Annotated in this window: 12 protein-coding genes and 1 pseudogene; 9 read left to right on the top strand and 4 right to left on the bottom strand. The window is 71.2% G+C overall.

The features are described from left to right. Positions 1 to 21: 21 nt before the first annotated feature. Both solA and FBY35_RS28660 read left to right on the top strand, forming a co-directional pair. Positions 22 to 1164 carry an N-methyl-L-tryptophan oxidase gene (gene solA / locus FBY35_RS28655; RefSeq protein ID WP_142216857.1) on the top strand — a complete coding sequence of 381 codons (1143 nt, stop codon included), beginning with the start codon at positions 22 to 24 and terminating at the stop codon, positions 1162 to 1164. A 59-nt stretch (positions 1165 to 1223) separates the two neighbouring features. Next, positions 1224 to 1703: a GNAT family N-acetyltransferase gene (locus FBY35_RS28660; RefSeq protein WP_186357090.1), complete on the top strand. Its 480-nt coding sequence runs from the start codon at positions 1224 to 1226 to the stop codon at positions 1701 to 1703. Between the two features lie 38 nt (positions 1704 to 1741). Here FBY35_RS28660 and FBY35_RS28665 read toward each other — a convergent pair whose 3' ends face one another. Then, entirely contained in the window at positions 1742 to 3793 is a 2052-nt protein-coding gene (locus tag FBY35_RS28665) for an MFS transporter (RefSeq protein WP_142216858.1), read from the bottom strand. A gap of 160 nt (positions 3794 to 3953) precedes the next feature. Here FBY35_RS28665 and FBY35_RS28670 point away from each other — a divergent pair, with 160 nt between their 5' ends. Both FBY35_RS28670 and FBY35_RS28675 read left to right on the top strand, forming a co-directional pair. Beyond that, on the top strand, positions 3954 to 4838 hold the full coding sequence (locus FBY35_RS28670; protein WP_142216859.1) for a peptidoglycan-binding protein: 885 nt from the start codon (positions 3954 to 3956) through the stop codon (positions 4836 to 4838). A gap of 119 nt (positions 4839 to 4957) precedes the next feature. Then, entirely contained in the window at positions 4958 to 5635 is a 678-nt protein-coding gene (locus FBY35_RS28675; RefSeq protein ID WP_142216860.1) for an HAD-IA family hydrolase, read from the top strand. A gap of 45 nt (positions 5636 to 5680) precedes the next feature. On the opposite strand, the pseudogene FBY35_RS28680 reads toward FBY35_RS28675, so the two are convergent. Next, positions 5681 to 5884, bottom strand: a pseudogene (locus tag FBY35_RS28680) (TMEM165/GDT1 family protein); the annotation flags it as partial. Positions 5885 to 6189: 305 nt separating this feature from the next. On the opposite strand from FBY35_RS28680, the gene FBY35_RS28685 reads away from it, so the two are divergent. The 5 genes from FBY35_RS28685 to FBY35_RS28705 all read left to right on the top strand — a co-directional run bounded on the left by FBY35_RS28685 (position 6190) and on the right by FBY35_RS28705 (position 12174). After that, entirely contained in the window at positions 6190 to 6843 is a 654-nt protein-coding gene (locus tag FBY35_RS28685; protein WP_142216861.1) for an HNH endonuclease family protein, read from the top strand. Positions 6844 to 6936: 93 nt separating this feature from the next. Beyond that, a complete protein-coding gene (locus tag FBY35_RS28690) occupies positions 6937 to 8634 on the top strand; it encodes an alkaline phosphatase D family protein (protein ID WP_142216862.1) in 1698 nt (565 codons plus the stop codon). A gap of 96 nt (positions 8635 to 8730) precedes the next feature. Then, positions 8731 to 10791 carry an FAD/NAD(P)-binding domain-containing protein gene (locus tag FBY35_RS28695; RefSeq protein WP_142216863.1) on the top strand — a complete coding sequence of 687 codons (2061 nt, stop codon included), beginning with the start codon at positions 8731 to 8733 and terminating at the stop codon, positions 10789 to 10791. Between the two features lie 57 nt (positions 10792 to 10848). Next, positions 10849 to 11307, top strand: a complete 459-nt coding sequence (locus FBY35_RS28700; protein ID WP_142216864.1) for a DoxX family protein — start codon at positions 10849 to 10851, stop codon at positions 11305 to 11307. 207 nt (positions 11308 to 11514) lie between these two features. Continuing rightward, positions 11515 to 12174 carry a DedA family protein gene (locus FBY35_RS28705; RefSeq protein ID WP_142216865.1) on the top strand — a complete coding sequence of 220 codons (660 nt, stop codon included), beginning with the start codon at positions 11515 to 11517 and terminating at the stop codon, positions 12172 to 12174. On the opposite strand, the gene FBY35_RS28710 is transcribed toward FBY35_RS28705, so the two are convergent. Both FBY35_RS28710 and FBY35_RS28715 read right to left on the bottom strand, forming a co-directional pair. Then, positions 12128 to 12403, bottom strand: a complete 276-nt coding sequence (locus FBY35_RS28710; protein WP_142216866.1) for a DUF2277 domain-containing protein — start codon at positions 12401 to 12403, stop codon at positions 12128 to 12130. The two genes, FBY35_RS28705 and FBY35_RS28710, sit on opposite strands and share 47 nt — an antisense overlap. Before the next feature lie 96 nt (positions 12404 to 12499). Beyond that, positions 12500 to 13657 (bottom strand): serine hydrolase, encoded by a 1158-nt coding sequence (locus FBY35_RS28715; RefSeq protein WP_142216867.1) that lies wholly within the window; start codon positions 13655 to 13657, stop codon positions 12500 to 12502. Positions 13658 to 13789: the final 132 nt, after the last annotated feature.

A 13789-nucleotide genomic window follows, 5' to 3' on the forward strand; every position in this document is an offset into this window, starting at 1 on the left:
CGACAGGCGGGAGTGAGTGGCATGACTCGGTGGGACGCTGAGGCTGCGGTCGTGGGACTCGGGGCCTGGGGCGCCTCGGCCCTGTGGAAACTGGCGGCCCGGGGCGTCGACGTCCTGGGCTTCGAGCGCTTCACACCAGGTCATTCGCTCGGCTCATCCCACGGCGGCGCCCGGATGTTCCGGCTCGCCTGTCTGGAAGACCCTCGGCTGGTCCCGCTCGCACAGCGGTCCCGTGAGCTGTGGTCTGAACTCGAAGACGCCGCGCAGGAGCAGCTGTTCGTCCCCACCGGCGGGCTCCTGATCGGACCCGAGAACGGCCGTATCGCCGGCGGCACCCTCCGCTCGGCCCGCGAACACGGCATCGACGTACGCACCTTCACGGCCCGCGCCCTGCGCTTCCAGTACCCGCGCCACACGGCCGTACCGGACCATCACATAGGTGTCTGGGAGCCGACCGCCGGGATCGTCCGGCCGGAGAGGGCGGTCCGCTCCGCCGTCGCACTCGCCCGGCAGGCGGGCGCCCGCGTGTACACCGACACCCGGATCACCTCGATCGAGAAGGTGCCGGGCGGAGTCCTGCTGCACACGGCGCAGCGGACCGTGCGGGTGCGGCAGGTCGTCGTGACGGCCGGCTCCTGGCTGGCGTCCCTCGAACCGGGACTGCCGCTGGAGACGGTACGTATGCCGATCACCTGGTTCCGGCAGCTGGAACCGGACGACAGCTTCACCCTGGACAGCTTCCCCGTCTTCATGAGGGAGCTGGACGACGTCCGGGTGCTGCGGGGCAGCGGGACGGAGGGCGGTCACGACATCCGGATCGGCCTGGAGGACCGCAGTGTGTCGGCCAAGGCGATCGACCCCGACGACAGCGACCGGTCCGTGGCGTCCGAGGACTGGTCGGACCTGGCGGCCATGCTGCCGGCCAAGATCCCGGGCCTCGAGGCGGTGCCCGCACGGGTCGCGGTCTGCATGGCAACCCGCACCCCGGACGGCCAGTTCGTGATCGGCCGCCCCGGGGGTGACCCCCGCGTGGTCGTCGCGGGCGGCGACAACGCGCACGGCTTCCAGCACGCGCCCGGCATCGGCGAGGCCCTGGCGGATCTGGTCCAGTCCCGGCCCACGAGGGTGCCGCTGGACTTCCTCTCGCCCGACCGGTTCGCCTGACCGCCGCCTGACCGTTAATCGTTGGCCGACGGCTGCGCCCCTCGGGTACAGAGATCGTCATGACGACCTGGACCCTGGCCCCCGAGGCCTTCGACTCCCCCGACGCGAGTTCGCTGCGTCGCGAGTACTACGACGAGGTCGCGAGCCGCTACTGGAAGCGGCCCGCGACCGACGAGGAGATCGAGCAGGGCCTGGACGGGGACGGGGTGGAGCGGCTCGTGCCACCCACGGGCCAGTTCGTCGTCGGCCGCTACGAAGGCAGGCCGGCGGCCTGCGGCGGCGTCCTGATGCTGGACGCCGAACGGGCGGAGCTCACGCGGGTGTATCTGCGGCCGGCTTTCCGTGGCAAGGGGGGCGCCGGTCTGTTGATGGAGCTGCTGGAGACGCAGGCGCGGCGACTGGGCGCCCGGCGCATGGTGCTCAACACGCGCCTGGACCTGGTGGAGGCGCGGGCGTTGTATGTGCGGCACGGTTACGGGGAGATCCCTGCGTATTGCACGGGGCCGTACATGGAGGTCTGGTACGGCAGGGAACTGTAGGGGCGCAGAATTCAGCCCCATGGGGACGCGCCGGACGGTCACGGCGCGTGGTGGTCCCCAGGCGGCGGAGGACTGTACGGACGCTCCGCGTCCGAGCCGCACAGCTCCGCCGTCAGCTCCTTCACCAGCTGCACCAGATCCGTCGGCCTCTCGGGCCCCCACCAGTCCCCCAGCAGTTCCGCGAGCGACTCCTCCCGCGCCTTCGCCAGCTGGACGGCGACCTCGTCGCCCCGGTCGGTGAGCAGCAATTGCAGCCCCTCGCGGCGGGCGAGGCCCCGCTCCTCCACCTGGCGTGCGGCCTCGGTGATGGCCCGCAGCGGCACCGGCGTGGTGTCCGCGAGCAGCACGGGCTGCACGGTGCCGTGGCGCCGGATGCGCAGCAGCAGCCAACTGGCCGCGGGCAGCAGGTCGTACCCGGCCCGCGCCGTGATCTTCTCGTAGATCTGCTGCCTCCCCTCGCGCGAGCCGAGCAGCGACAGCGCCCGCGACACCTCCTCGTGGGAGGAGCGCTCGACCGGGTTGGACGCCAGGGTCTGACTGGGGTCGGGCGCGGTGACCGAGCCGCGCAGTTTGTCCTCCTTGAGGAACCAGGAGACGAGGAAGGCGAGGAGCACCACGGGTATCGCGTACAGGAAGACATCCGTGATGGACGAGGCGTACGCGTGGAGCACCGACGGCCGCAGTGCGGGCGGCAGTTCGGCGATGGCGCGCGGGTCGGCGGCCAGCTGACCCGGGCCGGTGCCGGGTGGCAGGGGGTGTCCGGTGAGCGCGTCGGAGAGGTTGTCCTCCAGCCGGCCTGTGAAGATCGTGCCGAAGACGGAGACGCCGAACGCGGCCCCGATGGAGCGGAAGAACGTCGCGCCGGAGGTGGCGACCCCCAGGTCCTCGTATCCGACGGAGTTCTGGACGACGAGGACGAGCACCTGCATGACCAGGCCGAGCCCGGCTCCGAAGACGAAGAAGTAGGTACTCATCTCCCAGGTGGAGCTGGACTCGTCGAGCTGGTGGAGCAGCACAAGGCCGACGGCGGTGATGCCGGTGCCCGCGACGGGAAAGACCTTCCAGCGTCCGGTGCGGCTGACGATCTGCCCGGACGCGGTGGAGGCGATCAGCAGGCCGAACACCATCGGCAGCATGTGGACGCCGGACAGGGTGGGCGATACGCCCTGCACGACCTGGAGGAACGTCGGCAGATAGGTCATGGCTCCGAACATCGCGAAGCCGACGATGAAGCTGATGACCGCGACGAGTGTGAAGGTGCGGATCCGGAACAGTCTGAGCGGCAGCACCGGTTCGGCGGCGCGTCGCTCTGCGTACACGAAGGCGACCAGGAGTACGGCGCTGAGCGCGGCGAGGGTGATGATCTGCGCCGAGCCCCAGTCCCAGGTCGTGCCGCCGAGCGAGGCGACGAGCACCAGACAGGTGGCGAAGGAGGCGATCAGGAAGGTGCCGAGGTAGTCGATGGTGTGCCGGGTCGGGCGGACGGGGGGGTGCAGGACGGCTGCGATGACGAGAAGCGCCACGACTCCGATGGGGAGGTTGATGTAGAAGACCCAGCGCCAGCTGAGATGTTCGGTGAACAGACCGCCCAGCAGCGGGCCGAGCACGCTGGTCGCGCCGAACACCGCACCGAACAGGCCCTGGTACTTTCCCCGTTCGCGAGGCGAGACGATGTCGCCGACGATCGCCATGGACAGCACCATGAGGCCGCCGCCGCCCAGGCCCTGCAGCGCGCGGAAGCCGATGAGCTGTGGCATGTTCTGGGCGACGCCGCACAGCGCGGAGCCGATGAGGAAGATGACGATCGCGGCCTGGAAAAGCTTCTTGCGGCCGTACTGGTCACCGAGCTTGCCCCACAGGGGGGTGGCCGCAGTCGAGGCCAGCAGATATGCGGTGACCACCCACGAGAGATGGTTCAGGCCGCCGAGTTCGCTGACGATGGTCGGCAGGGCGGTGGAGACGATCGTCTGGTCGAGCGCGGCGAGCAGCATGCCCAGCAGCAGTGCACCGATGGCGACCATCACGGTCTGCCGGCTCTGCCCTTCGCCGGGGGCCGGGCTCACGGCCTCGGTGCTCATGTCCTGAGCCATGCCGATGTCACTCCTTGGTCTTCTTGACCACGCTCCTCCCCATCCTGGTGGGTGTGGCCGGTTATGGCCTGCCGAGTGCGCGACCCGGACGGGCGGGCGCCGTTTGGCGTCGCGACGGGCGGCTGCATAATCGCTCGCAGTGCAAGGGGAGGAACCAGCCATGGCCGGACACCAGTGTCCTGAATGCGGTACACCGCGAGATGCCGAGGGCGCAGCCGGGCCCGGCTGCGCATGTGCGGAGCGGGCCGCGGACGCGGTGCGGGCCGAGCGGGAGGCAGATGCGGTGCGGGCCGAGTTCGATCCGCTGCGAGTGCGGCCGTATGTGACGTTGCAGCACGTGGCCGAAAGCGGGGCGGCACCCGACGGGGCAACTGTGCCGCTGCCGCGCGTGGTGGATGCCGCGCCGCACGACGAGCCGGATGCTCCCGGGGCGGAGATGCTCGACCCGGTGAACCTCACGCGAGTGAACTTCACGCCGGTGCGCCACCGTCGGCGCAAACGCTCGTACAAGGGGCTCATCGTGGCCGCGGCGGCGGTGACGGTGGCCGGGACCGTTGTGTACGCCGGTGGCCTGTTCTCCGGGGACGACGATGACGAGAAGGCTCTGCCTGACAGGGGGACGGTCGCACCGACCAACCTCATGCCGGATCTGCCCACAGCCGGGCCGACCCGTACCGCGTCGCCCAATGCGTCGGCTTCGGCGTCCCGTACGGCGGCTACGTCCTCGGCCTCGGCGACACCGTCATCGGCGGCACCGTCCTCAACCCCCTCGCCGTCCACGGCGAAGGTCACGGCTGCACTGTCCCAGGACCCACAGCCGCAGAGCTCGGGCACGCTGCGCAGCGGGGACAGCGGACCGGCGGTCGTCGATCTGCAGCAGCGGCTCGCCGGGCTGCTGCTGTACATCGGTCCGATGGACGGGGAGTACGACCAGTCGGTCGCGGACGCGGTGCGGTCCTACCAGAACAGCCGGCACGTCAAGGGCGACCCCAAGGGCGTCTACGGCCCGAAGACGCGGCGGGCACTCGAGGCGGAGACCGGGTAGGCGGAGTGGACGCGGGAGCCCGCGCTTTGTATCGTGGTGGAACAAAGTGGTTCCGCCCGTATTCCCTGACCGGCGGGCGGAGCCGCTTGTTCCCTTCTCCCGCGCCCTGGAGTACGCCGATGCCGGCAGCCACACCGTCCGTGCTGACCACCCGTGCCCTCCTGCTTGACATGGACGGCACCATCGTCAACTCGGACGCGGTGGTGGAGCGCTGCTGGCGTCAGTGGGCGATCGAGCACGGCCTGGACCCCGAGGCGGCACTCGACGTCGTGCACGGCCGCCAGGGGTACGCCACCATGGCCGCGCTGCTGCCGGACCGGCCGATGGAGCAGAACTACGCCGACAACCGCGTGATGCTCGCCCAGGAGGCAGCGGACACCGATGGCGTGGTCCCCGTCGCGGGCGCCCCCGCCTTCCTGGCCGCGATCGCCGGGCTCCCGCACGCCCTGGTCACCTCGGCGGACGAAACCCTCGCCCAGGCGCGGATGACCGCGGCGGGCCTGCCGATGCCCCAGACGCGCGTCACCGCCGAACATGTCGGCGCCAGCAAGCCGGACCCGGAGGGCTTCCTCAAGGGCGCGGCGGAACTGGGCTTCGCCCCGGCGGACTGCGTGGCCTTCGAGGACTCCGAGGCAGGCATCGAGGCGGCACGCGCGGCGGGCATGCGGGTGGTGGGCGTGGGCCCGCGCGCGAAGTCGCTTTCCCCGGATCTCCACGTGGAGGACCTGACCGGCCTGCGGGTCACGGCGTCGCCGGACGGCACGATCCGCCTCGCTTTCAGCCCCTCCGGCGTCTGAGACGCCGGCCCCGCGGCGAAGCCCCATTGCCCGGCGCACCGCCCGTCACCCCGCCACGGCCTCCACCGGGCTCACCCCCGCCGGCCCCAGCATCACGCCCGCCGCCACCCTCGTGATCAGCCGCAGCGGCACGTACCTCATCAACGTCCGCCCGCCCAGGATCCCGATGGCCGCGACCGCCCACAGCGCCGACACCGCGCCGATCCCGACCGAGACGGGGCTGTCGTAGCGCGCCGCGAGATTCGCGGTGCGAGTTGGACCGCCGCGCGCACTCCCGCCACGGCGATCTCCCGCGCCCGGCCCAGGTGGGCGACAGCGGCCGCCGTCGCCGCCGCGGTCAGCAGCACGCGAGTACGACCCCGAAGGTGACATGGGCCGTCGGCAGCACCCTGCAACCCTACGACGCAGCAAGGTGTGTGCCGGGGCGTCAGAAACCTTGATATGACGTGCCCATGTCGCCACCCTGTTACCTGGCGCACCCCCCAAGGAAACCTGGCGCCTGAACCATGGCCACGCCCGAACGGCCAAGTTCCCCCCACAACAAAGGAGTTCGCATGCCTGGTGTCTACGCGCGTAATAGCCGCCGAATAGCCGTACTCGCCGCAACCTCCGCACTCGCCGCAACCGGCCTGCTGGCCACCGCCCCCGCGGCTCAGGCCTCCCCGCCCACCCCGGTCAGCGCCGCCACCGCCCGTACCTACCTCGGCGAGCTGACCGTGAAGCCGGAAGGCTCCTCCTCCGGCTACAGCCGCGACCTGTTCCCGCACTGGATCACCCAGTCGGGTGCGTGCAACACCCGGGAGGTCGTCCTCAAGCGCGACGGCACGAACGTCGTCCAGGACTCCAGCTGTGCGGCCGTCAGCGGCAGTTGGTTCTCCGAGTACGACGGCGCCACCTGGACCGCCGCCTCCGACCTCGACATCGACCACGTGGTGCCTCTCTCCGAGGCCTGGAAGTCCGGCGCCAACAGCTGGACCACGTCCAAGCGCCAGGGCTTCGCCAACGACCTCACCCGCCCGCAGCTGATCGCCGTCACCGACAACGTCAACCAGGCGAAGGGTGACCAGGACCCTGCGGAGTGGCTCCCCTCTCGCACCTCGTACCGCTGCATGTACGTGCGGATGTGGGTGGACGTGAAGCACTACTACAACCTGTCCGTGGACTCGGCCGAGAAGAGCGCGCTGCAGAGCGTCCTGAACGGCTGCTGACCAGCGACTGACGGTTCGGCCACGATCACGGCCGGAACCTGGCAGCCCGTCTCCGTCGTTCCGTACCGTACGGGGCGACGGAGGAGGGCACATATGGCGGGCCTGCGGCTCGGACCACTGCTGAGGTATGTCGACTGGGAGACCGGCGGGAGCGCGACCGTCTGGGTCGAGGCCGACCGGCCGTGCACGGCCGAGATCCGGTGCGCGGACGGCGCCCAGGGCACCTCGCGCACGTTCCAGATCGCGGGGCACCACTACGCCCTGGTCCCGGTCACCGGACTGACGCCCGGCACGGCGACCGCGTACGAGGTCGTGCTGGACGGCCGCCGCGTCTGGCCGCTCGAAGGCTCCGGCCTCCCGGCGAGCACCATCCGTACACCCGACGTGCCCAGCGACGGCGTCACCGTCTCCTTCGGCTCGTGCCGCTGGTCGGCCGCGCCCGCCGGGGGGCACGACCCGGTCGGCCCGGACGCCCTGGACACCCTCGCCGCCAAGCTCGCCGCCGAACCCGCCGCCGAGCGGCCCGATGTGCTGCTTCTGCTCGGCGACCAGGTGTACGCGGACGCGACGTCCAAGGCGACACAGGCCTGGCTCGCCGCACGCAGGGATCTGCGCGAGCCTCCCGGCACACAGGTCGCGGACTTCGAGGAGTACAGCCGCCTCTACGACGAGTCCTGGCTCGACCCCGAAGTGCGCTGGCTGCTCTCCACGGTCCCCAGCTGCATGGTCTTCGACGACCACGACGTGATCGACGACTGGAACACCAGCGCGTCCTGGCTGGCCGAGATGCGCCGGACGCCGTGGTGGCAGGAGCGCATCCTCAGCGGACTGATGTCGTACTGGGTCTACCAGCACCTGGGCAATCTCTCCCCCGCCGAGCTGGAGTCGGACGAGCTCTACGCGGCGGTACGGGCAGCGCCCGACGGGACGGACCTGCTGAGGAGCTTCGCCGCGCGGGCGGACGCCGACCCGGCCTGTGTGCGCTGGAGCTACCGCCGCGACTTCGGCCGGACCCGGCTGCTGATGGTGGACACACGCGCGGGCCGGGTCCTGGACGAGCAGCGGCGCTCGATGCTGGACACCGACGAGGCCCGATGGCTGCGCGAACAGGCGCTGGCCGGGCGGGGTTCGTACGACCATCTCCTGATCGGCACCTCGCTGCCCTGGCTGCTGCCGCCCCTGATCCATGACGCCGAGGCCTGGAACGCCGCGCTGTGCCGGGGCGAGCGGGGCGGACGATGGGCGCGCTTCGGCGAGGATCTGCGCAGACGGGCGGACCTTGAGCACTGGGCCGCGTTCCCCGACTCCTTCGAGAAGCTGACGCGGCTGATCGCCGAGGCGGGCAGCGGCCCGGACGCCCCGGCGACGGTGTGCGTGCTGTCTGGCGACGTACACCATGCATATGTCGCCGAACCCGAGTGGCCCGGCGAGGCGCCCGACGCCCGGGTTCTGCAACTGACCTGCTCGCCCGTGCACAACTCCATCCCCCGCTCCGTCCAGCTCGGCTTCCGCTTCGGCTGGAGCAGGACGGGGCGGCGGCTCGGTCATGCGCTGGCCCGGCACGGCAGGGCGGGAAAGCCGCCCGTCGACTGGGGGCGCACGGGCGGTCCCTGGTTCGGCAATCAGCTGATGACGCTGACGCTGCGCGGGCGTTCGGCGGCCCTCCGGCTGGATCAGGCGCGGGCCGTGGGAGCCGGCCGGGAGACGGGTCCGGGCGGTGGCGCGCGGCTGGTCACGGCGGAGGAGCGGGAACTGACCGCGCACCGTGATCCTTCCCACAGCACAGGGTGATACTCGGCCCCAGGGGTTCGACTCCCGGCGCGGTCCCGGCATGATGAGCCGGACACTCCGCTTCCAAGCACCCCAGATGCACCGGGAGTTCCCGTTTTGTCCGACGTACCCGACGACGCACGGTCCGCAGTTCCGCCTACCGACGCCCACGCCGTCGCAGTCGTCGGGGCGGGCCCGCGCGGCACCTCGGTCCTGGAGCGGCTCTGCGCCTCCGTGCCCGAGCTGACCCCGCGGACGCCGCTGACGGTCCACCTGGTCGACCCCGCACCGCCCGGCCCGGGCCGGGTGTGGCGCACCGACCAGCCGTCGGAGCTGCTGATGAACACGGTGGCCTCGCAGGTCACCCTGTTCACCGATGACAGCGTTGCCTGCGAAGGGCCGATACGTCCCGGTCCGAGCCTGTACGAGTGGGCGAAGGCGCACACGGACGAGCAGGTGGACCCGGACGACTATCCGACGCGGGCCTGTTACGGGCGTTATCTGGAGTGGGCGTTCCGCAGGACGGTGGACGCCGCCCCGCACACGGTCACGGTCCGGGTCCACCGGGCGCGGGCGATACGGCTCGAGGACGACCGGGACGAAGCGGCAGTCCGGGCCCACGCCCTGCACAATGCCGCTCGCGCCGATGACCGGGGCGAGGTCCGGCGTCCGCCCGCACCGCGGCAGACGCTCACGCTGGACGACGACACCAAGCTCACCGGCCTGTCCGCGGTGGTCCTCGCCCAGGGCCATCTGCCCGTCGTCTCCCGCCAGGCCCAGGCGCATCTCGCCGAGTACGCCTCCCGCCGTCCGCGCCTGCGCTACTACGAGCCCGCCAACCCGGCCGATCTCGAACTCGCCGCCGTAGCCCCGGGCGAATCGGTTCTGTTGCGCGGCCTCGGCCTCAACTTCTTCGACCACATGGCCTTGTTGACGACCGGCCGCGGCGGAACCTTCATACGCGACGGCAAGGCCGGCACGCTCGCCTACCGTCCTTCCGGGCGCGAGCCGCGCCTGTACGCCGGGTCGCGCCGCGGCGTCCCGTACCAGGCACGCGGCGACAACGCCAAGGGCGCATCGGGGCGGCACGAGCCTCTCCTTCTCACCCCTGATGTGATCGCGGTCTTCCGGAAGCGCGCGGACGAGGGCGATCCACCGCAGTTCCTCACCGAGATATGGCCACTGGTCGCCAAAGAAGTGGAGACCGTCCATTACGAGGCGCTCCTCGCGGGCCCCGACGGCCTTGTGCCCAGGGGCTTTCGGGCCCGCTATCTCGACGCCCCGCAGGGCAGCCCCCAGGAGACCGCCGTACTCGACGAGTTCGGGATCGCGCGCGCGGACCGCTGGTCCTGGGACCGGATTTCACGCCCGTACGAAGGCCTGAGCTTCAACAGCCCGGCCGAGCACCGCAGCTGGCTTCTCGCGCATCTGCGTCAGGACGCCGCCGAGGCCGCGCTCGGCAATGTCGCGGGCCCGCTCAAGGCCGCGCTCGACGTCCTGCGCGATCTCCGCAACGAACTGCGGCTGATCGTGGACCACGCGGGGCTGTCCGGCATGTCCCGGCGCGACCACCTGGACCGCTGGTACACCCCGCTGAACGCCTTCCTCTCCATCGGCCCGCCGCGCCGCAGGATCGAGGAGATGAAGGCGCTGATCGAGGCGGGTGTCCTGGATGTGGTCGGCCCGCGCACCTGCTTCGGGTCGGCGGACGGGGTCTTCACCGCCGAGTCGCCGGACGTGCCCGGATCGCTCGTGACGGCGACGACGCTCATCGAGGCGCGGCTGCCGGAGCCGGACCTGCGAAGGACCTGCGACGAGCTGCTGGGCCGGCTGCTGAAGACGGGCCAGTGCCGTCCGCACGCGATCGACGGTTACGAAACCGGAGGGCTGGACGTGACGCAGCGCCCGTACCGGCTGATCAACCGTCAGGGCCGTCCGCACTCCAGGCGTTTCGCGATCGGTGTGCCCACCGAAGGCGTGCACTGGGTGACCGCGGCCGGGGCCCGGCCCGGCGTCGACTCGGTCACGCTCTCGGACGCGGACGCGGTGGCACGCGCCGCACTGCGCACCCTCAAAGGGCCGCGGGAGAGCGAACCGGACGGCGGGACGGACAACGAAGCGGAATCCGCGGCGGAAATCGGCAGCCGATCAAATGTTGAACTTGCAAGTATTGATTAGGTCCGCCTAACCTGAGGCTCCCTCGTCGGTTCACGTCCCCAGACCGAAGGAGCCCCCATGGCACATCCCTCGCTGTCCACCCGCCTGAACTCGGCCCAGCCGTACGTGCTCAGCCTGTTCCGCATCGTCGTAGGCCTGCTCTTCACCTGCCACGGCGCCCGCTCGCTCTTCGGCGTACTCGGCGGCACCACCGTCCCGGCCGGCACCTGGCCCGACTGGTACGCCGCGGCGATCGAACTGGTCGGCGGCTCACTGGTGCTGCTCGGCCTCGGCACGCGCAGCGCCGCGTTCACAGCCTCTGGCTCGATGGCGTACGCGTACTTCAACGTCCACCAGCCCGACGGCCTCTTCCCGATCCAGAACAGCGGCGAGGGAGCCGCGATGTTCTGCTGGTCCTTCCTGCTACTGGTCTTCACCGGTCCCGGCCCGCTGGCGCTGGACCGGCTGTTCGCCCCTGGCGAGGGCCGGGCGGCGAACGAGGATCGGGGGGAGCAGTCCGCCCCGGTCACTGCCTAGCGTCCGTCCGGCCACCCGAATTTCCGTAGCGCCCGGGTCCCTTGGAGTGGATCCGGGAGTTCCGTTTTGCCCGACACATGACGATCACGACATCGCCCACCCTGGCGATCCTCGAGCCGAACCCCAGGCGTACGCTGTACAGCTGTACTTGCCGCCCCTGCCGCTCCCCTGCGACGTCGCGGCCTTATACGAAACCGGGGAGTTCGGGTGCTCGAGAGTGTGGGGTCGCTGACCGGCAGCCCATGGATCTACGCCGTGGTGGCGCTGTCCGTACTTCTCGATGTCTTCCTGCCCGTCCTCCCCAGCGGAGTGCTGGTGATCACCGCGGCGACCGCGGCCGCCGCGGGGTCGACCACCGCGGCAGGCGGCCCCGTCCAGACCGCGGCCGGGCACGTCCCGCACGAAGTTCCCTCGCTCCTCGTCCTCGTCCTGTGCGCGGCCACCGCTTCCGTACTGGGCGACCTCGTCGCGTACCGCGTCGCCTGGCGCGGCGGCGACCGGCTCGACCGGGCCATCGCCCGCTCCCGCAAGCTGACCAGCGCGCAGGAACGTCTTGGCTGGGCTCTCAGCCGTGGCGGCGGCGCCCTGGTCGTGGTCGCACGCTTCGCCCCGGCCGGGCGCTCGGTCGTCTCGCTGGGCGCGGGCGCGGCCCACCGCAACGTGAGGGACTTCCTGCCCTGGTCCGCCGTGGCGGGCGTGGCATGGGCGGGGTACAGCGTCGGCCTCGGCTACTTCGGCGGCCAGTGGCTCGGCGCGACCTGGATCGGCGCGGCCGTGTCCGTACTGGCGCTGTTCGCGGCGGGCGCGCTGGCGGCCTACGTCATGCGGCGTCCGACGCAGGAACCGGCTCCGGAGCCTGCTTCCTAGGCCCCGGCCGACTGCCACCGGACCCGCGCACCTCAAGCCCTTCGAGGAGCCTGCGGGTCGCCTCGGCTATCCCGTCGACGGCCTGCTCGAAGACCTCGCGATTGTGCGCGGCGGGGGCCCGGAAGCCGGACACCTTGCGTACGTACTGCAAGGAGGCGGCACGGATGTCCTCCTCCGTGGCCTCTTCGGGGAGGACGGGCGGGCGGAGAGTCTTGATGCTGCGGCACATGTATTCAGTGTGCCTCGCGGGTCTGACAGCCGCCGAGAAAGGCGTTCCGGGGGCCGCGATCCGTCACAGCACATGCACCCCCCGAAACGAGGACCGTCAGGCCGCGGCCGCCGCCCCCACCACCGCTTGCGCCAGCCGGTCGTTCTCCGCGGCTCCGCCACCCGGCGGGTAGGCGAAGCGCCGGCGCACATAGCCGTAGGCGACCTGGGATGCCGGGTCGGCGAAGCCCATCCCGCCCGCCGCACCGCTGTGCCCGAAGGCGTCCGGGGCGAGGAAGGGATACCGCACGCCCATCGCCTCGAAGCCGAGACCGAAGTGGTCCACATCGCCGGTGACCACATCCGTGCCCGCGGTGTGAAGGCGGCCGAATTCCGCGATCGTGTCGGGCTTCAGCAGGGGTGCCCGTCCGCCGGTCTCGCTGATCGCCGCCGCGTACATCCCCGCGACACCGCGCGCGTTGCCGACCCCGCCCCCCGACGCCTGGCCCAGTACGCGCGCGTCCCGCCTGTTGGCGAAGCGCACCAGGTCCGTGGGCGGCTTGGCGTGGGCGTTGAAGGCGATACCCATCAGGCTGTCGCGCGCCGGTGCGTTGGCCACGAGATCGGCGAGCTGCTCGCGCGTGGGCTCCATCGGCTGGACGTCGAGCCAGCGCGCCTCGAGCGGTTCGGGCAGGCCGAGGTAGAAGTCGAGACCGTACGGAACCCTGATCCGCTCCTCGAAGAGCTCCTGGATCGACTGTCCCGTGACCCGGCGCACCACCTCACCGGTGAGGGCGGCGATGACCAGGGCGTGATAGCCGTACGCCGTGCCCGGCTCCCAGAACGGGCGCTGGCCCGCCAGCCGTTCGGCGATCAGCCGGTCGTCGGCGAGCTCCGCCTTGCTGAAACCCCCGTCCGCGCCGATCACCCCGGACTGGTGCGTGAGCAGCTGTCGCAGCGTGAGTGCGCTTTTGCCCTCCGCCGCGAACTCCGGCCAGTAGTAAGCGACTTCGCGGTCCAGCTCGAGCGCGCCCTCCTGTACCAGCAGCGCCACGATCAGATGGGCCGCGCCCTTGGTGACGGAGTAGACGGCGGTGAGCGAGTCGCCCTCCATGTCCTGACCGGCCCACAGATCGACGACCAGCCTCCCGCCGACACAGACCGCGAGCTGCGCCCCCGAGGTGGTGATCCCCTCGTCGAGTACGGCGGCGAATTCCTCCCGTACGACCTCGAAGCCCTCGGCCACGGTCCCCTGCACGCCGGCTTCGGCGCTCATGCATCCTCCCCAGTCCGCTGCACGTTCCGCGCATCGCCCGCAACATACGTCACACCGCCTGCCGCGTCCGGCAGTTCACGACCCCGGACCGGTGCACCGGCGGTCACGGTCGCGCCGGGGCCGTACCCGCGG

Source organism: Streptomyces sp. SLBN-118 (assembly GCF_006715635.1).
Lineage (GTDB): Bacteria > Actinomycetota > Actinomycetes > Streptomycetales > Streptomycetaceae > Streptomyces.

Bases quoted from the DNA above. Each gene is read 5' to 3' on its own strand.
- solA (WP_142216857.1), top strand. From the start codon at position 22: ATGACTCGGTGGGACGCTGAGGCTGCGGTCGTGGGACTCGGGGCCTGG.
- FBY35_RS28660 (WP_186357090.1), top strand. From the start codon at position 1,224: ATGACGACCTGGACCCTGGCCCCCGAGGCCTTCGACTCCCCCGACGCG.
- FBY35_RS28665 (WP_142216858.1), bottom strand. From the start codon at position 3,793: ATGGCTCAGGACATGAGCACCGAGGCCGTGAGCCCGGCCCCCGGCGAA.
- FBY35_RS28670 (WP_142216859.1), top strand. From the start codon at position 3,954: ATGGCCGGACACCAGTGTCCTGAATGCGGTACACCGCGAGATGCCGAG.
- FBY35_RS28675 (WP_142216860.1), top strand. From the start codon at position 4,958: ATGCCGGCAGCCACACCGTCCGTGCTGACCACCCGTGCCCTCCTGCTT.
- FBY35_RS28685 (WP_142216861.1), top strand. From the start codon at position 6,190: ATGCCTGGTGTCTACGCGCGTAATAGCCGCCGAATAGCCGTACTCGCC.
- FBY35_RS28690 (WP_142216862.1), top strand. From the start codon at position 6,937: ATGGCGGGCCTGCGGCTCGGACCACTGCTGAGGTATGTCGACTGGGAG.
- FBY35_RS28700 (WP_142216864.1), top strand. From the start codon at position 10,849: ATGGCACATCCCTCGCTGTCCACCCGCCTGAACTCGGCCCAGCCGTAC.
- FBY35_RS28710 (WP_142216866.1), bottom strand. From the start codon at position 12,403: ATGTGCCGCAGCATCAAGACTCTCCGCCCGCCCGTCCTCCCCGAAGAG.
- FBY35_RS28715 (WP_142216867.1), bottom strand. From the start codon at position 13,657: ATGAGCGCCGAAGCCGGCGTGCAGGGGACCGTGGCCGAGGGCTTCGAG.